Origin of the sequence: Candidatus Palauibacter scopulicola (assembly GCF_947581915.1) — a bacterium.
GTDB lineage: Bacteria > Gemmatimonadota > Gemmatimonadetes > Palauibacterales > Palauibacteraceae > Palauibacter > Palauibacter scopulicola.
The window spans coordinates 16,144-36,200 of the sequence record NZ_CANPWG010000023.1; the positions used below are offsets into that span (position 1 = coordinate 16,144).

Genomic DNA, 20,057 nt, shown 5'->3' on the forward strand with positions numbered 1-20,057 from the left:
CTTCGCTATTGGTTCGATGTCGGTTCGATCATCGGATCTCCGGAAAGCCGTCCGGGGGACGGCGGTGTCGTGTCGCCTGTTCGTACGCGTACGCGAGTCGAAAGAGAACCCCTTCGTCGTACGGCCGCGCGAGGATCTGCAGTCCCGCCGGAAGGGTGCCGCGCGCGTATCCCATCGGCACCGTGATCGCGGGCATGCCGGTGGCGGGGGCCACGCGCTGGCTGTTGTCGCCGCAGTACTCCTCGTCGCCCCTGTCGATATGGGCGGGGATGCAGAGCCACGACGGGTAGAGGATCGCGTCCAGGCCTTCGGCATCCATCGCTTCCACGAGGCTCGCCAGGTAGGCCTGCCGTCCGTCGTTCTCCGCGTAGTCCGGACAGGGTTCGTCCCAGTCGGACGGATGTACGTCGAGCGGCGCCCCCTCGTTCCGCCGCAGCGACGCCTGCGCATAATCCGAGTAGCGCCCGTCCTCCAGTACCTCGAGGACATCGGTCAGCGGCGCCGCCGGGCCCAGCGACTGCAGGTAGACCCACATGTCATGGCGGAAGCGGCGGCAGAACATCCCCTCGCGTCCCAGTTCCGCCGCGACGTCGAAGTCGAAGGGGTCGATCACCTCCGCCCCGAGCGCCCGCAGATCGTCGACGGCCGCGTCGAAGAGCGCGAGAATCTCCCCGTCGGTCTCCTCGGGATCCGCCAGCGCGCGCAGAACGCCGATCCTCGCCCCGCGCGCCCCGTCGGCGTCCAGGAAGGCGGTGTAGTCCTCTTCCTCGCGGCCACGCCCCGCTTCCGTGTACGGGTCCGCCGGGTCGTAGCCGGCCACGACGTTGAACACGCGCGCGACGTCCTCCACGGTCCGGCCCATCGGACCCGCGATGTCGCGGTCGAAGGAGAGAGGGATGACCCCATCGCGGCTTGTGAGGCCGATGGTCGAACGGATCCCGACCAGGGCGAGGTGGGAGCTGGGTCCGCGGATCGAGTTGCCGGTGTCGCTGCCCAGCCCGATGACGCCGAACGAGGCGGCGACGCCCGAGGCCGTTCCGCCGCTGGATCCGGCCGGGACGCGGTCGAGGGCGTAGGCGTTGCGCGTCGTGTCGAAGGAGGAGCTGACGGACTGGCGCGGGCTGAACGCCCATTCCGCCATGTTCGTCTTGGCGATCGCGACCGCGCCGGCCTCGCGGATCTTCCGCACCATGAAGGCGTCGTCGGGCGGGATGTTGTCCGCGAGCGCGATGGATCCTCCGGTCGTGACCATGTCGTGCGTGTCGAAGTTGTCCTTGACGAGCATCGGGACGCAGAAGAGCGGTCCCGTCGTCTCGCCGGCGGCCAGCGCCGCGTCGAGCCGGTCCGCGCGCTCGAGCGCCAGCGGGTTGAGCACCGTGATGGCGTTGATCGCGTCTTCGTACGCCGCGATTCGGGCGAGATGCCGCTCCACGACCTCGCGGCAGGTCGTTCTCCCATCGCGGATCGCCGCCTGCACATCGCCGATCGTCGCCTCCACGACCGGGAAGGCCGCGGCGGCCCCGGCGTCCGGTTCGGGATTGCAGGCGACCCCGGCCAGCGCGAGCGTAGCGGACAGTAACGCCGGAATCGCGTGGCGCTTCCGGTGGAAGCCGTCGACGATCCGCGGACGCCAGGACGTCCCGGGGGCGTTGCTCCTCGGTCGCATGCATCCAAACTTGCCAAACCGGGCCGATATGCCAAGCGCCATTACCGCGAGGTGTCGCCGATGAAGCGCAGAATCCAGACCGCTCTTTTCACTCGTCGGGATTTCGTTCGTGCCGCCAGCGCGGGACCCGCCGCGGCCTGGCTCGCCGCCTGCGACCGCGCGGGAGACGCCGGGTCAGCGGCGGACGCGGCCGCGGCCATCGCCTCCGGAGAGGAGCGAGAGCAGCCACCGAGGTGGGTGAAGGATCCGTCGCCCTTCATCCAGCGCGTCACGAACCTGGAGACGCGGCTCGAGCTCATCGAAGGGTTCATCACGCCGAACGAGCTGTTCTTCGTCCGAAACCATTCGCCCACGCCGACGATCGACCCGGAGGGCTACTCGCTCCGGGTGGAGGGGGACGGCGCCGAAACGGAGCTGCGGCTCGACCTGTCCACCCTCGAGTCGCTGCCGCAGCACTCGATCACCGCGTACCTGGAGTGCGCCGGAAACTGGCGCGGGCTGTACCCGGAACTCACGGGCGTCCGCGCGAGCGGCGGCCAGTGGACGACCGGCGCGGTGGGATGCGCGGAGTGGTCGGGTCCGTCGCTCGGCACGGTGCTCGATCTGGCCGGCGTCCGGCCGGAAACGGTCGACGTGAACCTCGTGGGGCTGGATGGCTCGGCGTTCGAACGCGCCATGCCGCTCGCCAAGGCGCGGGACCCCGACACGATCATCGCGCTGCGCATGAACGGCGAGCCGCTCCCCGCCGATCACGGATTCCCGGCGCGTTCCGTCGTCCCCGGCTGGTCCGGATCCAGCAGCGTCAAATGGCTGGGGTCCATCCAGATCTCCACCGAGCGGGTGTGGAACCGGAACAACACGTCGTCCTACGTCCTCATCGGCGACCAGTGGCCGGAAGCGGACTACGCGCCCGCCCAGGGTCCGGTGATCACGGAACTCGTCGTGAAGAGCGCCCTGGCGCTTCCGCGGCCCGCCAGTCTGGAGCCGGGATCCCACGTCCTGCACGGGTTCGCGCACGCGCCGGCGGGACCCGTGTCGGCCGTCGAATGGAGCCCGGACGGCGGAGCGACCTGGCTGGAGGCCGAGATCGTGGATCCGGTTCTGCCCCTGGCTTGGCAACGGTTCGAGTTCGAGTGGGACGCGACCCCGGGAGCGCACACGCTGGCCACGCGCGCCACGGACGCAGCGGGCAATACGCAGCCGGACGAGCCCCTAATGAACGACAAGGGTTACCTGCTGAATGTCCCGCTCCCGCACCCCGTGCAGGTGGGATGACCCGGCGCCGGCCGAGTTCCTGACGCCCGCCGGGTCGCCTTGCTGTACCGGGTGCTCGCAGATCTCGTCCTCGTCGTCCACTTCCTCTTCATCGCCTTCGTCGTCGCCGGCGGCTTTGCCGCGGTCCGCTGGCCGCGTCTGGCGTGGGCGCACATCCCGTGCTTCGCGTGGGGGGCGCTGATCGAGTTCGCCGGCTGGATCTGCCCACTCACGCCGCTGGAGAACGACCTGCGGGTCGCGAGCGGGCAGGCGGGCTACTCCGGGGGGTTCATCGAGCACTACCTCTTGCCGGTGATCTACCCCGGCGCGCTGACCCGCGAGATCCAGATCTGGCTCGGCCTGTCCGTCCTCGCGCTGAACGCGGTGGCGTACGCGTGGCTCCTGTTCAGACTACCCGCCCGAAGCGGTCGCTGAGCCGCCGCCCCCGCCCGCGGCCATCGCCACCGCCCAGTGCCGCCACCCCGCGCCGCCACCCCGCGCCGCCACCCCGCCGGCGAGCCGGGGGGGACGGGACGGTCAGTCGATCACGATGTCGCGGGTGAGCTGGCCGTTGCTCTCCCAGTACGTGCGCTTGTTCACGAGCATCGGGTCATCCGCCGCCGGCTGGACGTTGCCGTCCGCGTCGATCGCCCTCGAGACGATCGCGTGCCGGCCCGGCGTGGCATCCCAGTCCTTGCGCCAGAATGTCCACGTGTGCGGGTCGCCCTGGCCTTCGCCCAGCGTCGCCGGCTCCCACGGCCCCTCGTCCACGCGGACCTCGACGGCGGCGATGTCCGCCCCCCAGGCGGCCCCGTGGATCGCGTACGCGCCGCCGTCCCGCGTGACCTTCGCCGGGACGGAGTTGATGTTCACGCGCCCCACCGAGGTCTCCGTCCACACGGTCGCGCCGTCGCGCTCCTCCGCCCGCAGCGTCACGTAATCGCGGGCCATGAACTTGCCCATGAAGCGCCGGTCGCGGAGTTCGATGCGCGTCAGCCACTTCACGTTCGCGATCCCGTACCAGCCGGGGGCGATGACGCGCAGCGGGAAGCCGTACTCGTTCGGCAGCGGCTCCCCGTTCATCTCCCACGCGAGGATGACGCCGGGGTCCATGGCGTCTTCGAGCGACATGCTGCGCGCGAAATTCTGCGTCACGGTGTTGCCCCGGATCTCCTCCTCGCCCTCGTCCGCGCCGAAGAAGACGACCTCGATCCCCGCCTCCTGAACGCCGGCCTCCGCGAGCACGTCGGCGAGTCGGGCCCCGGCCCAGCGCGCGTTGTGGACCGCTCCCATGAAGGAGGGGCGGCCCCGGTTCCCGGAGCACTCCAGCGTGAACACGACCTCCTGGCGGGGCCGCGCTCTCAGTTCGGCGAGGCTGAACGTCCGCGGCCGGTCGACGAGCCCGCCGATCTCGAGGCTCCAGTCGCTCTCCGCGATGACCGGCGACCCGTAGTGCCCGACGCGGAACATCTGGTCGGTCGGCGTGATCCAGGAATCCACCTCCTCCCAGTTCAGGACGTTGACCCGCTCCCTCATCCCCTCGTGCGGACGCTGAACCCACGGGATCACGGCCTCCTGATCGAATCCGGCGAGCCAGCCGCGGAAGATGTCCGCCGGCAGGACCGCAAGCCCGGCGGCCGCCGCCCCGCCCCGGATCAGCACCTGTCGTCGTGGAATCACGTTTCGCTCGCTCATCGTGTCAGACCTCGCTTCGGGTGGATCGCGTGTCTCGTCGTCTTCTCTCTCGTCCACGCAAGCTCGGGTCCGATCTGGCTTGGGAGCAAGGCATCGGCCGTGGGCCGCCGTTCAGCGGCCGGGTCTCCAGGCGGATTCCTCGGAGGCGTCGGCCGGGCCGATCCCGCCTTCGGCCATCGCGAGCAGTTCGTCGGGCGAGTGGAGGCGTCCCCGCGCGAAGACGAACCAGATGTCGCGGGCGACCCGGACATCCTCGAGCGGATTCCCCCGCACGATCACGAGATCCGCGAACTTCCCCTCCTCGATGCTGCCGAGTTTGTCGTCCACGCCCATCGCCCGCGCGCCGTTGATCGTCGCGATGCGGAACACGTCCGCCGGCGGGACCCCGGCGCGCGCGAACGCGAGGAGTTCGCGGTGGACGGCGAAGGGCGACCAGTAGTCTCCCCAGCTCGGGTGGTCCGTGCCGAGCGTGATCAGGTCGCGTCCGCCGCCGTCATAAAACGCCTTCAAGGTCCGGAGCTTGATCGGGAACATCTTCGCGAACGACTCGTTCACGGGACGGGGCGGCCGCGCCTCGACGATCTCCCGCAGGTACGGCGTGAGGAAGCGGTGTTCATCCGTCCAGTACTCCGTCATCTCCGGGTCGTGCGGACCCCAGTACCCGTAGATGGAGAGCGTGGGGTCGAAGTACACGCCGCGGTCGACGTAGAGGTCGATGATGTCGCGGAGCGCGTCTCCCTCGAAGTCGTCGAACTCCTGCAGCGAAGCGTAGGCCGTGCGGTCGGCCGGCATCATGTCGCCGCCCAGGAAGTGCTCGACGCGGTCGATGCCCATGCGGATCGCGTCGCGGGGGTTCACCGTGTTCCCGAACCCGGAATCGAGATGGGCGGTCACCGTGAGTCCGTGCTCGTGCGCCTGTTCGATGAGCACGGAGAGGTGGTCGGGCCGGATTCCCTTGGCCTTGAAGCCGGCCGCGCCGAGCGACGCCCAGTGGTCCACTTCCCGCCGGATCGAGTCGGGCGTCATGGCGTCGTCGTCCCAGCCCCGGCGCCACGAGCCGAAGTAGGGGCCGGAGTTGAGGAGCCGGGGACCCCGGCGTTCGCCGCGCCCGATGGCGAGCCGCAGTTCGCGCATGCGGACCGGATTCAGCTCGCCGGCCGGGAAGGTCGTCGTCACGCCGTTGGCGAGGAAGAGTTCGGGATAGGCGGCCGTCTCATCGACGCGGCCGTCGCCGAACAGGTCCACCGCGTAGTGGGCGTGGAGGTCGAAGAACCCCGGCAGGATCGTCGCTTCCCCGTCGAGGTTGACCGTAATCGTGACGCTGGCGGTATCCGCCGACTCGCCGATAGAGAGGATCCTTCCATCGCGGATCGTGATCCCGTCGTTCTCGACGAGCGTCCCGGCATGCACGTCGAACCAGCGTCCGCCTTCGATCACGTAGGTCGCGTTCTCGTCCACGAGATCGACGAAGTCCAGCACGAGTCCCTCGCACCCCGCCGCCGCCAGCAGCCCGAAGACGCAAAGGATCGAACGCCGCCGAGGTCGTTTCGCAATCATTGCTGACGGCTCCTCCCCGTGTCCGGTTCGTGGGCCCACCTGAAGCGACGTTTCAGATCGTTGCAATGCGAATGCGGCAACAGGCCTTCATGCTGCAACCGCCCCACTACAATGCCCGGCGATACCCCGCACTCGCGGGCAAACACCCGAATCCGGGCCTTGCTGTAGGGGCGCATCCTCCGGAGTCGCTCGAACTCCGGCTTCGGAATCAGCGCATTTGCCGCCCATCGATTCGCCTCCGCTTCCTGCTCTCCCTCGTGCCGATGACCCTCGATGAAAATCAGTTTCTTTCCATGAAGCAGGATATGCGCGGCCTCATGGAAGAACGTGAACCATAAATGATCATCGGTACGATACCGAAGACTCAGCTGGATCAGCGCCTTGTCCGGCGCAATCCAGCGCGTGGCGCCACTGGCACGGCAACCCTTGAACTCCGGAACGAACGAAACGATTACGCCGGCCCGCGCACAGGCGGCCACGAGCTTGTCCTCGAAGACTGCAGGGGCTTCCCGAGTAAGGGTTCGCGCCTCGCGAAGCGCGGCCTTGAAAGCCTCCCGGTCATACGGCTGGCTGGGCACTCTCTCGGCTTCGATCAGGCCTTGTCGCAGCCAAACGGCCAGCGAGCCTTCGTCGACAGCAAAAGCCGTTGATTTCCGGAACACAACATTCTGAAGCGCAACGAGTTCTGACCACCGCTCGGGGCTGGAGACGCCCAGGAAAGCCAGCAATTCCCGCACACGCTCGGGCTTGCTCGCCTTTCGCCGAAGCAGGCCTCGACTCACCATCTCCGCAACGGGGAACTTCGAGAGCCAGGAGACATGCCGAGCCAACCCGTCCTCCTGTGCCCGGCGTGCGAGATGCTCGCGATAGTGTTGTTCCCGAGTATTCCAGAACGCGGCCGGTACCCCCATTACCAGTTCGAACCGCAGGGCCGTGTCGACCGTGATCGCGGCCTTTCCGTTGACAATCTCGCTGATCGTCTTTTTCGGCCGTCCCGTTCGGGTTGCCAACTCCGCCTGCGTCAAGCCTCGTTCATGCAGGATTTCCCTCAGGGTGTCGCCGGGCGGCGACACCTCATCGGGGGAGTATCGGTTCCTGACAGAATCACTCATGGGTGTCCTCGATTCCAAGAATCCTTACGGTGGTGACGCTGGCCCAATCGAGCCCTCCATCCGCCTTCACCGGTACGGGCTCGTCTGCCGGCTCGAACAGGAGACGGTAGGGGTGACGCAAATCGAGGGAGAGCACTCCGGCCCACTCCCCCCTCAGTTCATGACAGCGACCGGGCAATCGCCTCATTACTTCGAGATTCTCTGCCGCTCGGAGGTCATCGAGGCGCCGCCTGACCCGTCTGGCTCCGTCGGCTCCCCAAGCCCGGGTCCCCGTTTGAATCGAATTGCACTGCTTTTCAAGCCGCTTGGTTTTGAAAACGATGTCCAATCGAAAGCCACCTCGGCATCACAAATCAACAATTTATGTTAACGATTTACGTTATCAAAACGATAGCCTAACGTCGACGATAGGGCAACAGCATTTCGCCGGAAAACCCGATGGTCGGCGCGATTCCTCCGGTCTCCTCACCCACGACGGACTCGATCCTGTTACTGTGAGCCGTCATCACGCGGCTGCCATCCGAACCGGATCGGAGTTCGACACTGCACGAACCGAGCGCAGCGCTCGCCAATCCCCCGTCCGGCCGCACGGGACGCACGTCAATGCGCCCGGCGGCGGTCGTGGCGCTCATCGTCGTCTCGCACACGACGATCGACGCGTACACCGCGTTCCTGCCGCCGCTGCTGCCGCGGATCATGGACAACCTCGGCCTCTCGATCACGCTGGCCGCGACGCTGTCGACCGTGCTTTCCATCTCGACCGCGCTCCCGCAGCCGGCCTTCGGCTACCTCGCCGACCGATTCGGGAGGCGCGCCTTCCTCGCCGCGGGGCCGATCGTGGGGGGCGTGTTCATCTCGCTGCTGGGGATGGCGCCCACCTATTTCGTCCTCCTCCTCCTCCTCACGGTGGGAGGACTGGGGTCGGCCGCCTTTCACCCGCCGGGGGCTTCGCTCGTCGCGCGCGCCGGGGACGGTCGTGGAAGCGGGGTGCGCATGTCCGTCTTCTCCTTCGGGGGGGCGGCGGGCTTCGCTCTGGGGCCGATCAGCGCCGTCGCCATCGTGGGCTGGCTGGGCCTGGCCGGTCTGTGGGTCGCGATGATCCCGGGAGTCCTGCTCGGGACCGCCCTCTGGTTCGGCGCGAAGGGTCGGACCCGGGTGGGGACGGGGACCCCGCCCCCTCCCCCGCTGGAGGTGCTCCGCAAACTCAGGGGGCCGCTCGGTCTCGTGTTCGGAATCTCGGTCGTGGGGTCCTTCGCTCAGAAGGCGGTCCTCACGTTCATCCCGATCATCGCCCACCGGGCGGGCGAGAGCGAGACGGCGGGCGCGGTGGTGCTCAGCATCTACCTGGGCGCCCAGGGCCTGGGGACGCTTGCCTCCGGCTTCCTCACCGACCGGTTCAACCGGCAGCACCTCCTGGCCGCGATCAGCGTGCTCGCCGTGCCCACCCACATCCTCGCGTTCACGCTCGCGCCGGCCAGCCCCGCCGCGATCGTGATGGCCGTGTGCGCGGGCTTCCTGAACATGGCGCTGCTGCCGCCGATCGTCGTCGTGGCGCAGGAGATCCTGCCCTCGGGGACCGCCGTGAGTTCCGGCATCGTCATGGGGCTCGCGTGGGCGGTGGGGACGCTGGCGATTCCCGTCGTGGGCGGGTTCGCGGACGCGTTCGGGCCCGTCGCCGCGACCGCATGGTCGATGCCGCTCCTGCTGCTCGGCGCGCTCTTCGCGATGCGGCCCTCGCTTCGTCCCTACTGCCGAGCCCAATGAGACACCCCATGGATCGACTCTTCTCCGCTGCCGGACGCGGGCGAGGCGCCGGCACGCGGCGTACGCCGCGGTCGTATCCGTTCGCGTCGGGCATCGTCTTGGCGGGCGCCGTGCTCGCCGCCTGCGGAGAGTCGCCGCCGGCCGACCCGGCCGACCTGATTCTCGTGGACGGACGCGTGATCACGCTCGACGCGGAGAGCCGGGTCGCCGAGGCCGTGGCGGTACGGGGCGAACGCGTCGTGGCGGTCGGTTCGTCGGCGGAGATCGAGGCGCTCGCGGGCCCGGAAACCCGCCGCGTCGACCTCGCCGGCCGCGCGATGACGCCGGGGCTCATGGACGCGCACGTCCACTTCGCGAGCGGCGGCGCAAACCGCCTGTATCGCGTCGACCTCAGCTATCCGAACGTGGAGAACATCGCGGACGTGCAGGGCATGGTCGCGGAGCAGGCCGGGCGGCTGGCCGAGGGCGAGTGGGTGCGCGGCGGCGGCTGGGACGAGGGGAAGCTCGAGGAGTTGCGCTACATCCAGGCCTCCGACCTCGATGCCGTCGCCGCGGGGCAGCCGGTGTGGCTGGCACACACGATGGGCCACTACGGCGTGGCGAACTCGCTCGCCCTCGACATGGCCGGCATCACCGCGGACACCCCCGATCCGCCCGGCGGCACCATCGACCGCGACGCCGCCGGGCAGCCGACCGGCGTTCTGAAGGAGTCCGCCATGGGGCTCGTGACCCGGCTCATCCCGCCGCTCGGACCCGGCGAGCAGCGCGAGGGGATCCGCGCGCTCGCCGACGCCTTCAACGCCGAGTGCATGACGGGCGGCAAGGATCCCGGGATCGGCCGCCGCGCATGGGAGGCCTACCGCGATGTGCTCGCCGACGGCGACCTGACGGTCCGGATCCTCGTCCTGTGGGGCGACCGCGGCGTGACGCTCGACGAGGTCCGCGCCTACGCCGACAGCCTCGCGACGTTCACGCGACCGTACGAGTCGACGGGGGACGACCGGCTCATCCCCGGCGGCGTCAAGCTGTACATCGACGGCAGCGGCGGCGCCCGCACAGCCTGGCTGTACGAGGACTGGAACCGGGAGCGCACGGAGACCGACGCGGGCAACCGCGGCTATCCGACGATGGACCCGGACGAACTGCGCCGGCGCTTCCGGGCGTACCACGACGCCGGGCTCCACGTCTCGATCCACTCCATCGGCGACCGTGCGATCGACTGGACCGTCGACAGCTTCCTCGAGGCGCTCGAGGCCACCCCCACCCGCGGGCTCCGGCACGGGATCATCCACTCGAATATCCCCACGGACCGGGCCCTGGACGCGATGGCCGAACTCCAGCGGGAATGGCAGGCGGGCTACCCGGAGCCGTCCCCCACCTTCACGTGGTGGATCGGCGACACCTACGCCGGGAACTTCGGACCCGAGCGAACCCTGCGGCTGAACCCGTTCCGCTCCTACCGGGACCGGGGCATAATCTGGGCGAGCGGCTCCGACTTCTTCGTCACCCCCTACCCGGCGCGCTACGGCGTGTGGGCCTCCGTCGCGCGCCAGCCGCTGCTCGGCGTCTACGGCAGCGACCCCTACGGCAGCGCCGAGTCCGTGGACGTCGAGACGGCGCTGCGCTCGTTCACGACCTGGGCTGCGCACCAGATGTTCCTCGAGGAGAAGGTCGGGATGATCGAACCCGGCAAGTACGCCGATCTCGCGGTCTGGGACCGCGACCCGCTCACCGTCCCGACGATCGAACTGCGCGACATGGTGTGCGAGATGACGGTCTTCAACGGCGAAGTCGTCTTCGACCGCGCCGGCGCCAGCACGCCGTGACGCGCTCCACCCATTTCGGCGGCGATCCCGCCGTGGAAGGACAGCCGATGCAGGCTCGACCCCTCGCGACGGAACGTCCCATCCCGGAGGGTTGGCAGCCGGACCTCAATGCGACCCTTCTCTTCATCGTGCGGGAAGGTGAAATCCTCCTCATCCACAAGAAGCGCGGACTCGGCGCCGGCAAGCTGAACGGCGCAGGCGGCAAGGTCGACCCCGGCGAGACCACGCTGGAGGCCGCGATGCGCGAGTTTCAGGAGGAACTGCGCGCGCGGCCGGTGGCGCCCCGGAAGCTCGGCGAGGTGGCGTTCGAGGTGCTGAGCGGCATGTCGATCCTGATCCACGTGTTCCGGGCGGACGAACTCGAAGGCGAGCCGGTCGAGACGGACGAGGCGACCCCCCTGTGGACGCCCGTCGACGACGTCCCGTACGACCGGATGTGGGAAGACGACCGTCACTGGCTGCCCCACGTCATCGAGGACCGCCCGTTCGAGGCCTACGCGCGCTTCCAGGGCGACGACATGGTCGACTGCCGCGTCGCCCTCTTCCCCGACCCCGACCGCCTGCCCTGGGAGTCCCGCTGAAGCACACGCTGTGACCTGCGGCCGGGATACCGAGTCTTCACGGGAGATGAATTCGACCCCGACCGTTTCACGTCGCCCGGCCGTTGGCGCGCTCGCCGCGCTCGCGCTGGCGGGATTGGCGCTCCCCCGGAGTGCCGTGTCGCAGCAGCCGGTAGAAATCGCGGGACGCCTCCTCGACGCCGGCACCGGAGCCCCCATCGCGACGGCGCTCGTCTCCATCCCCGCCCTGGACATCTCGACGCTCACCAACGTGGACGGAGCGTTCCATCTGGTCGTCCCCGCCGGCTTGCACACGTTCGAGATCCGGCACATCGGCTACGGTATGCGGACGACCGAGGTCGAGGCGCCCGACGGCACGCTCTCGCTGGAGATCCGCATCGAACCGGCCGCGATCGAAGTCGCCCCGCTCGAGGTCAACGTCGAGTGGAGACCGTCATACCTGGAGCAGGTCGGTTTCTACGAGCGCCGCGCGCACGGCCTCGGAAGATTCTACGATCCCGAGGACATCCGCCGCGGGGGCGACGGCCTGATCGTCGGCTGGCGAAACCTGAGCGAGCGCATTCTCAACATAAGCCGGGTCAACGTCATGTTGTGCGCTCCACAGATCATCATCGATGGCCGCCGGGACCGCGTCGGCCTCATGACCGGGCTCGCTCATCACCGATTGGGAGGCGTCGAGGTCCACGGCGAGCCGCACAAGGTGCCGGGTCTCGAGCCTCGGATACGCGCGGCGGGCGAGAATCCGTTCTGCCCCACGGTCATCGTCTGGACACGACAGTGGCTGACCGCGGCCGAGCTTGAAGAGCGGCGGATCGTTCTCTGCGAGCCCGGCCCCACGACGGAACGGGCTCCGCTCGTGGTCGAAGGGACGGTCACCGATGCGCTGACCGGCATTCTCCTCCCCCGCGCGACCGTGACGGCCTGGATCACGGAACCGGGCGGCCGGAGGCGCGAGAAGGAGACGACCGCCGACGACAACGGCCGCTTCCGGTTCTGCGACCTCGATCCGCGTATGGACGTGAGCATCTGGGCCAGGTTCGCCGGCCTCAGCGGCGAACTGGCGCCGGTGGCGGGCGAGACCGCCCGCGTTGCGGCCGAGACAGCCCCGGTGACGGCCAATACGGTCGCCGTGATGCGCGATCTGGTGGTCCCCATCTCTCGTCACGGCCATGTCGCCGGCCGCGTCCTGGATCTCCGACGAGGCGAACCCGTGCCGGGGGCCGAGATCCGGCTGGCTGCGGCCGAGCCCGCGCCGGCGCCCGGCGACCGTCCCCCGTCCGCCGAAGCCCGGCATCCGACGACGAGCGACGAACACGGCTTCTTCGCGATCCCGGACCTGGTCCCCGGGGACTACCGGCTCGCCGTATCCCACCCCGACGCCGGTGTCGCCGCGGACACGATCCCGGTCCACTCCGGTTCGACGGTGGATGTCCGCGTCGAACTCGACCCCGCGCCGCCTTCCGCGCCCGATTCCGCCTCGCCCGACTCCGCCTCGCCCGCGGCGGGACGGCGGATCGTGGCCGAGCGGCGGCATCCGCGTCTCACGGAGGTTGGCTTCTACGAACGCAGGCGGGAGAGCGCCACGCGCGGCCGCGGACACTTCTTCACACCGGAGCGGATTCGGGCCCTCGCGCCCACCCGCCTCACCGACGTCCTCACCGAGGTGGACGGCCTGCGCGAACTCTGCCCGCGACAGACGTGCCGCCCCGTCTCGCGAAGGGCGCGGAGGTGCTCCCACATGTCCGTCTACCTGAACGGCGCCCTGGTCATGGATGGCCGCGCCTGGGACTTCGAGCGCGGGGGCGTGGACGACCTGGCGGCTCCGCACGAGGTCGCCGCCATCGAAGTCTACCTGAGGTCCGTCTCCCTGCCCGGGGAGTTCACCGCTCCAGCCGACCGCTGCGGCGCCATCATCATCTGGAGCGGATAGCCCCGAGCGCTGCTCGGCGGTGGACGAAGCATTACGTTGAGACGGTCCACCGTGCAGACGCATCACGATGAAGGGTGAAAGGGCCGGGATGACGGTAGGCGTCAACGAGATCATGTCCGGAGCCGAGTCCTCGCTCAGCCTGAAACGGCAGGCCAAGATCGAGGCTTGGCGGGACGGAGCGGCGCCGGAACGGACGGAACACACGCTGTATCTTGGTGACGCCCGAGACATGCCCGAGATCCGGGAACCGATTCACCTCGTCGTCACCTCACCGCCCTACTTCAACCTCATCGACTATGACGGTGGCCGCGCCGACGACGGCCAGCTCGGCGGCATCGACGACTACGAAGCGTTCCTGGACGAACTCGACCGCGTGTGGCGGCGGTGCTACGACCTCCTCACGCCGGGCGGCCGGCTGTGCGTGGTCGTGGGGAGCGTCTGCATTTCACGCCGGGCCGGAGGCCGCCATCACGTTCTCCCGCTCCCGGCCGACATCTCGGTTCGCGCGCGGCGGATCGGGTTCGACTACCTCACGCCGATCCGCTGGTACAAGATCGCCAACATGGCGACGGAGGCGAGCGGGGTCGGGTTCCTGGGGAAACCGTACGAACCCAACGCGATCGTGAAGAACGATGTCGAGACCATCCTGATGCTGCGGAAGCCCGGGAGCTACCGGAAGCCGACGGCGGCACAGCGTGCGCTCAGCCTCATCGAACCGGACGACCACCGGCGCTGGTTCCGGTCGATCTGGGACGACATCCGCGGTGAAGCCCGCAAACGAGGCCATCCGGCGCCTTTTCCCGTGGAACTGGCTTCCCGCCTCGTCCAGATGTTCAGCTTCGTGGGGGACACCGTCCTCGATCCGTTCTGGGGAACGGGCACGACGACAGCCGCCGCCATGCTCACCGCCCGTTCGAGCATCGGGTTCGAGATCGAACCGAGGTATGTCGAGATCGGACGGGGCAGGCTGGAACAGCTCGACGCCTTGCAAGTGCCGGCAACGATTGCCGTTGCGTGAACACTGCATCGTTCCGATCGGAAACAAGGGAGCCACCACATGCCAGCCATGCCGCTTGCACGACTTGAGGCCGTGGATCCTCGAACTTTCTGGAAGAGCGAGGCCACTGACTTCACGCCTTGGCTGGCCGCGGAGGAGAACCTTGAGCTGCTCGGCGACGCGATAGGGCTGGAACTTCAGCTTGAGGCGCAAGAGAAGGACGTCGGCCCCTTCCGAGCCGATCTGCTCTGCAAGAGTACGGTCGATGACTCGTGGGTTCTGGTCGAGAACCAACTCGAACGGACGGACCATACTCACCTGGGGCAACTGCTGACCTACGCAGCCGGTCTCCAAGCCGTGACCATAGTATGGATCGCCCACCGATTCACCGATGAACATCGGGCGGCCCTCGATTGGCTGAACGAAGTCACGGGAGCTCCGATCAATTTCTTCGGGTTGGAGATCGAATTGTGGAAGATCGGTGAGTCTCCTCTCGCGCCGAAGTTCAACGTCGTGTCGAAACCCAACGAATGGATCAAGCCGCCCCCGCCGCCTCCAGACCCAACGCCCCACCAGCAGCTACAGCAGCAGTTCTGGGAGGCGTTCCGCAACCACGTCGCCGATGAAGGGGCTGAGTTCAAGACGACGAAGGCTCATCCGCAGAACTGGATGAGTATCGCGATCGGCCGCGTGGGGTTTCAGCTCTCAGCCATCGCCTCTTCCTGGAATTCCGAAGACGAGTCATGGGATACGGGAGAACTGCGCGCCGAGTTCGTGGCGAACGGGCGTGATGCGGCGGGTTATCACGACCGGGTTCACGCTCTTAGAGAGGAGATTGAGACGCAGCTTGGTGAATCCCTGGTTTGGCACAACCCGGAGGATACGAAGAGCTGGAAGGTCTATCTCCAGAAGACAGCAGATATTTCGGACCGTTCCGCGTGGCCGGAGCAACACGAGTGGCTGCGAACGCACTTGAACGGACTCCACCGGGTTTTTCGGCCGATTGTCAGGAGCCTTTGACGGCCGGTTCTCTGCGCTTTACTCGGATTGCGATGCGATGTCGATCTCGCGGAGCGTGGCCGGCCGCGCCCCGTGGGCCGGTGCCTGCGGGTGGGCGGTACCCAGCGGTGGCTGTCTGCGGGACCGCGGCGGGCCTGCCACGAGTCCGCGCCGACCGCTAACGCCGGCCGGAGGCCTGGGCTCTCAGGGCGGCGACGCGCTCGTCGGTGGGGGGGTGGGTCGTGAAGAGGGACGTGAGGCCGCGGCGGCGTCCGGCGAAGGGGTTGACGATCGCGAGGGAGGCGCCGGCGGGATTCACGTCCATCGGGATGCGGCGGGCGCCGGACTCCAGGCGCTTCAGCGCGCCGGCCAGACCCATGGGGTCGCCCGTGATCTCGCCGCCGGTGCGGTCGGCCTGAAACTCGTTGCGGCGGCTGATCGCCATCTGGATGATGACGGCGGCGAGCGGCGCGACGATGGCCATGACCAGCATGCCCAGAGGGTTGTCGCCGTCGTCACGGCCCCCGCCGAAGATGAACCCCCAGCGGGCGATCGAGGCGATCATCGCGATCGCGCCCGCCATCGTCGCCGCGACCGTGCCGACCAGCATGTGCCGGTGCTTGATGTGGGCGAGTTCGTGCGCGATGACTCCGTCGAGTTCACGGGCCGGCAGCGCCCGCAGGATGCCCTGCGTGAAGCAGACCACGGCGTGCTCCGGGTTGCGGCCCGTGGCGAACGCGTTCGGCTGCGGCTGCGGCGAGATGGCCACGACCGGCGCCGGCAGGCCCGCCCGCTTCCTCAGCCGCTCCACCCGGTCGTAGAGGTCCGGCGCCTGCGACCGGTCCACGACCTGGGCCCGGTACATGCGCAGGACCACCCGGTCGCTGAACCAGTACATCCCGAAGTTCATGGCCCCCGAGAGCACGAGGAACAGGACCGCGCCCTGCTGCCCGAACATGATCTGGCCGGCGAACACCAGGAGAACCGTCAGGCCCACCATGAGGCCGAAAACTCTGAACATCCGCGAACCCTCTCTATCTCACGTTCCGACTCACGTTCCGAGCTGACTCGTCCGTCGCTCGCAGTACTGCTACACCCCAGGCGCCAAGTGGGTCACGCTATGGGTCACGCTGCCGCCGCGAGCAGGTCGCAGAAGACGAAACCATCCCGTTCCACGACCTCGCCGCGCGCGACCGGGATCGGCCGCGGCAGGATCGGGCCGTCCCACACGAACGTATGGAACTCTCCGTTCTCCCCGCACGGATCCACGTCCTCCGGGAGATCGGCGACGAAAGACGCGTCGAAGGCGCGGCCCGCGAAGGAGGCGTCCAGCACGGCCGGGTTGATGCACACGGCGATTGCTTCGAACCCATCCCGGATGAAGGAACGCGCGAGCGCCGCCGTCGGTTGCTTCCAGATCGGGAAGAGACACTCCAGCCCGGAGGCAGCGAGCTGCCGTTCGCGGTATTCGCGGAGGTCCTCCAGGAAGATGTCCCCGAAGGCCACGCGACGGATCCCGTCTTCGTAAAGGCGATCGAACGCCTCGCCCATGGCGCGTTCGTAGATCTCGTTCGAGGACTGCGGGGGGACGACGACCTCGACCAGCGGGATGCCGATGGCCGCCGCCTGGTCCCGCACGAGCGCGCGCCGCACCCCGTGCATGCTCACCCGGTCGTAGGCGTCGGTCACCGTCGTGATCAGCGTCTCGACGCGGTAGGTCCCGGACTGCTGGAGCGCGTGCAGGGCCAGGGCGCTGTCCTTGCCGCCGCTGAAGCACATCGCGATCCGTTCTTTCACCCGACGCTCACCCGACGCTCACCCGGCGCTCACTTCAGCGGTCACTCCAGAACCGTCGCCTGGAACGCCCCCGTGAGGACGCGGCCCTCGCGTCTCACCTGGACCCAGATCGTGTACTCGCCCGGCTGCGGGAAGGCGAACGGAAACTCGACCACGCCGGTGGGAGCGTCCGTCCCGCCGCCCGCCATCGGCGATCCGCCGGGCGTGAGCACTGAGAGCGACCCCATCGAGATCGTGCCCGCCGGGTGCAGGTGGACGAACACGGCGCCGTCGCCCCGCGTGAGCGCGGCGTGGCTGAGCATCCCCATGTAAGGCTCCAGCTCGGCCGGCTTCTCGTCGGGATCCCAGAGTCTGAACGCGAGGACCGTCTCCTCGTCGACGCGAAGATCCCGGTCCCCCTGCCATTCGAGGATCGAGCCGTCGTCCAGCAGGGCCTCCGAACCCGGCCCGGAGAGGGCGACCGGCACGCCCGTCCACGCGGAGTCGTCCGCGTCCGGCAGCAGGCCCCCCGACGCCTCTGGCAGCAAGTCCTGCGCTCCGGGCGCGGCGGGGGCGGCAACGGCCTCCCCGGGGACCGCGGCGTCCCCCTCCGCAACCGCGAGCGCCGCCGCTTCGACGGTGATCGTGTCGACGACCGTCTGCGCGAAGCCGGACTCCTGGACGATGTCGCCGTAGATCCGGTACTCGCCCGGTGGCAGGTTCGGCCACGGGACGCGGAAGGTGGACGAGTCCACGGGGACGGGGTGCACGTGCGCGAACGCGCCCATGCCCGGCGCTCCGACCACGAACATGTGCATGAGCTTGCCGTGATCCGGCACCAGCGGGCTCCAGTTCCGGCCGCGCCATGCGGGATCCGTGATCGCGATCTCGAGCGCGGGCCTCCCTCCGTCGCGCACGATCGCGCCCTCGACCTCGAGGCGCTCGAAGATCCCGCTGCGGACCTCCCGGTCGACGGCCTCCCACCACGCGTTCCCCAGGTAGAGGAGGCCCGCCAGCCCCACGGCCGTGAGGGCCATGGCGATCCGCGCGCGGCGCCGCCGCCGGGAGCCCGCCGTCTCACCCGCCGGGACCTGGCTCTCGCGCACCGCGGCCCCCGTGATCGAGACCACGCCGGCGACGAGCAGAAGCCCCAGCGCGGCCAGGACCAGGCCGAGACCCGGCGGCAGGTCGCGCACGCCGAGCATGACCGAGGTCACCGGAACCGAGACCTCGCCGCTCCCTCGACCCCCCTCCACGGCGACCTCGATCCGGTAGGCGCCCACCGTCATGAGCCACAGTTCGGCGGCGAACAGCTCCGCGTCGCCCGCCACGGGCACGGCCTCGTCGGGGGGCGGCGCTCCGCCTTCCGGGGCTGCGTCCCAGCGCACGGGGCGCGCCGTCACCCGGTCGACGTCGCCGCCCGGCACCCGGATCGCGATCTCCGCCAGCCCCGGGATGACCTCGGGGGGACGGATGATGACGGAGACGGGGTAGGGGCCCGCCTCGCCCGAGAAGAACACGTTGTTGCTCCCGACGTGTCCCGTCGCCACGACGTACAGTCCGACGACGAACGCCGCCGCGCGCGTCAGCCGGGCGGCCCCGCCGCGCGTCGGTCGGATAGCCGTGCCGCGCTTCACCGGCGGACGCGCAGCCACCAGTTGCCCAGCCACAGCCCCGAGCGCGCCGAGACGAATGCGATCGGCAGCGCCCACCACGCCGCGGACAGGAAGCTCGAGACCGAGAACTCGCCCGCGAGGAACTGGCCGCCGTGCCAGAACACGTTCTCCCATTCGCCGGGCGCGGCTGTGTAGCCCCACGTGTTGCCCTGGAAGAAGTAGTTCCGTGCGCCCTCGGAGATCATGAAGTCGGCGAACACCCACTGGATCGCGCCGAAGATGGCCACGAAGGCGACGCCGCCCACGGCCGCGATCCGCCAGTCCGCCGAGGCCCGTTCGGGCGCCTCGCCCGGGGCCGAATGCCGCCGCAGCAGGAGGTCGATCACGATCGCGGGCGCGAACAGGAGGAGCGGGAACTCGGGCGCCACCATGTGGGTGACCGGGCGGAGGATCGGCGCCAGCATCGGCTCCGCCGGGAAGAGCGGCAGCACCCACATCATCGCCAGCGAGATCCCCGTGTAGATCAGCGTCGCGCACGTCGCCGGCCAGCGCATCTGCCCGGCCCGGCCGATGGCGAAGAGAAGGACGGGGAAGAGCGCCGCCATGATGAGGTGGAATGTCGCCCCGTGCATCTGGTTCGGGAACGTGTACTCCATGAGCAGCACGGAGAGCGACAGGATCAGCATCGCGGCGCTGAACACGTACGCCCACGCGAGCTTGCGCCGGCCCGTCTCCGAGGCGCGGTTGTGCCACGACAGCGCCATCAGCAGGGCGCCCACCTGGATCGCATAGATTCCAAGCGCCAGGACCACGTGGGGCGGGCTCAGGATCTCGACATCGAGCCCGTACGCGTTGTGCCACCAGTCGTCGAGCGGCGCGGACGCGAGCATGGCGATCGCGCCCCAGATCGCCACCCAGGCCCCGAGCGGCGCGCGGAACCCCCACAACCTCACGGAACGCCCGACCTCCCCGTCCGTCCCGGAGAACGTCGTCTTGAGCGCGAGCCACCCACACGACAGCCCCGCCGCCAGCCCGCCCGCGTACACCAGCAGGTGGGCGGGCGTGAAGAGCGTGTCCCGACCGATCGTCCGGTGCCAGGAGATGTCCCATGTGATCCCCGCGATCACGGCCGCCGACGCGAACAGGACCGCGCTCAGATACCACGGGATGCTGTCCGCCGACTCCGCCGCGGCCTCGCGCTCCGTGAAGACCGAAGCCGGTGCTACCGTCGATTCCATCGCGTCCCCCCGAATTCCTTCCTCCCGCGGCCGGCGCTTGCCGGGC

Annotated in this window: 17 protein-coding genes; 8 read left to right on the forward strand and 9 right to left on the reverse strand. The window is 69.0% G+C overall.

Going from position 1 to position 20,057, the window contains the following annotated elements:
• Positions 1 to 28 precede the first annotated feature (28 nt).
• The gene (locus RN743_RS04980) at positions 29 to 1,666 is read right to left on the reverse strand and encodes an amidase family protein (RefSeq protein WP_310776964.1); all 1,638 of its coding nucleotides are present in this window, start codon (positions 1,664 to 1,666) and stop codon (positions 29 to 31) included.
• Between the two features lie 60 nt (positions 1,667 to 1,726).
• Between RN743_RS04980 and RN743_RS04985 the strand changes: the two genes are divergently transcribed.
• The gene (locus RN743_RS04985; protein WP_310776966.1) at positions 1,727 to 2,941 is read left to right on the forward strand and encodes a sulfite oxidase; all 1,215 of its coding nucleotides are present in this window, start codon (positions 1,727 to 1,729) and stop codon (positions 2,939 to 2,941) included.
• Positions 2,942 to 2,983: 42 nt separating this feature from the next.
• The gene (locus RN743_RS04990; RefSeq protein ID WP_343218989.1) at positions 2,984 to 3,355 is read left to right on the forward strand and encodes a DUF2784 domain-containing protein; all 372 of its coding nucleotides are present in this window, start codon (positions 2,984 to 2,986) and stop codon (positions 3,353 to 3,355) included.
• 102 nt (positions 3,356 to 3,457) lie between these two features.
• Here the strand turns inward: RN743_RS04990 and RN743_RS04995 are convergent, their stop codons facing one another.
• From RN743_RS04995 to RN743_RS15985, 4 genes are all read right to left on the reverse strand, one after another.
• A complete protein-coding gene (locus tag RN743_RS04995; protein ID WP_310776972.1) occupies positions 3,458 to 4,615 on the reverse strand; it encodes a sulfite oxidase in 1,158 nt (385 codons plus the stop codon).
• Between the two features lie 111 nt (positions 4,616 to 4,726).
• Positions 4,727 to 6,172, reverse strand: a complete 1,446-nt coding sequence (locus tag RN743_RS05000; protein WP_310776976.1) for an amidohydrolase family protein — start codon at positions 6,170 to 6,172, stop codon at positions 4,727 to 4,729.
• Positions 6,169 to 7,284 (reverse strand): helix-turn-helix domain-containing protein, encoded by a 1,116-nt coding sequence (locus tag RN743_RS05005; RefSeq protein WP_310776979.1) that lies wholly within the window; start codon positions 7,282 to 7,284, stop codon positions 6,169 to 6,171. The genes RN743_RS05000 and RN743_RS05005 overlap by 4 nt, the downstream gene beginning before the upstream one ends.
• On the reverse strand, positions 7,277 to 7,612 hold the full coding sequence (locus tag RN743_RS15985; protein WP_343218988.1) for a killer suppression protein: 336 nt from the start codon (positions 7,610 to 7,612) through the stop codon (positions 7,277 to 7,279). The genes RN743_RS05005 and RN743_RS15985 overlap by 8 nt, the downstream gene beginning before the upstream one ends.
• Before the next feature lie 275 nt (positions 7,613 to 7,887).
• Here RN743_RS15985 and RN743_RS05010 point away from each other — a divergent pair, with 275 nt between their 5' ends.
• The 6 genes from RN743_RS05010 to RN743_RS05035 all read left to right on the forward strand — a co-directional run bounded on the left by RN743_RS05010 (position 7,888) and on the right by RN743_RS05035 (position 15,402).
• A complete protein-coding gene (locus RN743_RS05010; RefSeq protein WP_310776982.1) occupies positions 7,888 to 9,048 on the forward strand; it encodes an MFS transporter in 1,161 nt (386 codons plus the stop codon).
• A gap of 8 nt (positions 9,049 to 9,056) precedes the next feature.
• Complete coding sequence (locus RN743_RS05015; RefSeq protein ID WP_310776984.1) at positions 9,057 to 10,874, forward strand: amidohydrolase; 1,818 nt, start codon at positions 9,057 to 9,059, stop codon at positions 10,872 to 10,874.
• The gene (locus tag RN743_RS05020) at positions 10,871 to 11,455 is read left to right on the forward strand and encodes an 8-oxo-dGTP diphosphatase (protein WP_310776987.1); all 585 of its coding nucleotides are present in this window, start codon (positions 10,871 to 10,873) and stop codon (positions 11,453 to 11,455) included. Before RN743_RS05015 ends, RN743_RS05020 begins: the two co-directional genes overlap by 4 nt.
• 46 nt (positions 11,456 to 11,501) lie before the next feature.
• Positions 11,502 to 13,385 (forward strand): carboxypeptidase regulatory-like domain-containing protein, encoded by a 1,884-nt coding sequence (locus RN743_RS05025; protein ID WP_310776989.1) that lies wholly within the window; start codon positions 11,502 to 11,504, stop codon positions 13,383 to 13,385.
• Positions 13,386 to 13,473: 88 nt separating this feature from the next.
• The gene (locus RN743_RS05030) at positions 13,474 to 14,403 is read left to right on the forward strand and encodes a site-specific DNA-methyltransferase (RefSeq protein WP_310776992.1); all 930 of its coding nucleotides are present in this window, start codon (positions 13,474 to 13,476) and stop codon (positions 14,401 to 14,403) included.
• Between the two features lie 39 nt (positions 14,404 to 14,442).
• Complete coding sequence (locus RN743_RS05035; protein ID WP_310776996.1) at positions 14,443 to 15,402, forward strand: DUF4268 domain-containing protein; 960 nt, start codon at positions 14,443 to 14,445, stop codon at positions 15,400 to 15,402.
• 157 nt (positions 15,403 to 15,559) lie between these two features.
• Here RN743_RS05035 and RN743_RS05040 read toward each other — a convergent pair whose 3' ends face one another.
• From RN743_RS05040 to RN743_RS05055, 4 genes are all read right to left on the reverse strand, one after another.
• Entirely contained in the window at positions 15,560 to 16,402 is an 843-nt protein-coding gene (locus tag RN743_RS05040; RefSeq protein ID WP_310776998.1) for a zinc metalloprotease HtpX, read from the reverse strand.
• A gap of 104 nt (positions 16,403 to 16,506) precedes the next feature.
• Entirely contained in the window at positions 16,507 to 17,178 is a 672-nt protein-coding gene (locus RN743_RS05045) for a hypothetical protein (protein ID WP_310777000.1), read from the reverse strand.
• A gap of 41 nt (positions 17,179 to 17,219) precedes the next feature.
• Positions 17,220 to 18,812 (reverse strand): hypothetical protein, encoded by a 1,593-nt coding sequence (locus RN743_RS05050; protein ID WP_310777003.1) that lies wholly within the window; start codon positions 18,810 to 18,812, stop codon positions 17,220 to 17,222.
• The gene (locus RN743_RS05055; RefSeq protein WP_310777006.1) at positions 18,791 to 20,011 is read right to left on the reverse strand and encodes a hypothetical protein; all 1,221 of its coding nucleotides are present in this window, start codon (positions 20,009 to 20,011) and stop codon (positions 18,791 to 18,793) included. Before RN743_RS05055 ends, RN743_RS05050 begins: the two co-directional genes overlap by 22 nt.
• Positions 20,012 to 20,057 lie beyond the last annotated feature (46 nt).

Coding starts and splice junctions, on each gene's coding strand:
- RN743_RS04980 (WP_310776964.1), bottom strand. CDS start 1,666: ATGCGACCGAGGAGCAACGCCCCCGGGACGTCCTGGCGTCCGCGGATC.
- RN743_RS04985 (WP_310776966.1), top strand. CDS start 1,727: ATGAAGCGCAGAATCCAGACCGCTCTTTTCACTCGTCGGGATTTCGTT.
- RN743_RS04995 (WP_310776972.1), bottom strand. CDS start 4,615: ATGAGCGAGCGAAACGTGATTCCACGACGACAGGTGCTGATCCGGGGC.
- RN743_RS05000 (WP_310776976.1), bottom strand. CDS start 6,172: ATGATTGCGAAACGACCTCGGCGGCGTTCGATCCTTTGCGTCTTCGGG.
- RN743_RS05005 (WP_310776979.1), bottom strand. CDS start 7,284: ATGAGTGATTCTGTCAGGAACCGATACTCCCCCGATGAGGTGTCGCCG.
- RN743_RS05010 (WP_310776982.1), top strand. CDS start 7,888: ATGCGCCCGGCGGCGGTCGTGGCGCTCATCGTCGTCTCGCACACGACG.
- RN743_RS05015 (WP_310776984.1), top strand. CDS start 9,057: ATGGATCGACTCTTCTCCGCTGCCGGACGCGGGCGAGGCGCCGGCACG.
- RN743_RS05025 (WP_310776989.1), top strand. CDS start 11,502: ATGAATTCGACCCCGACCGTTTCACGTCGCCCGGCCGTTGGCGCGCTC.
- RN743_RS05030 (WP_310776992.1), top strand. CDS start 13,474: ATGACGGTAGGCGTCAACGAGATCATGTCCGGAGCCGAGTCCTCGCTC.
- RN743_RS05035 (WP_310776996.1), top strand. CDS start 14,443: ATGCCAGCCATGCCGCTTGCACGACTTGAGGCCGTGGATCCTCGAACT.
- RN743_RS05040 (WP_310776998.1), bottom strand. CDS start 16,402: ATGTTCAGAGTTTTCGGCCTCATGGTGGGCCTGACGGTTCTCCTGGTG.
- RN743_RS05055 (WP_310777006.1), bottom strand. CDS start 20,011: ATGGAATCGACGGTAGCACCGGCTTCGGTCTTCACGGAGCGCGAGGCC.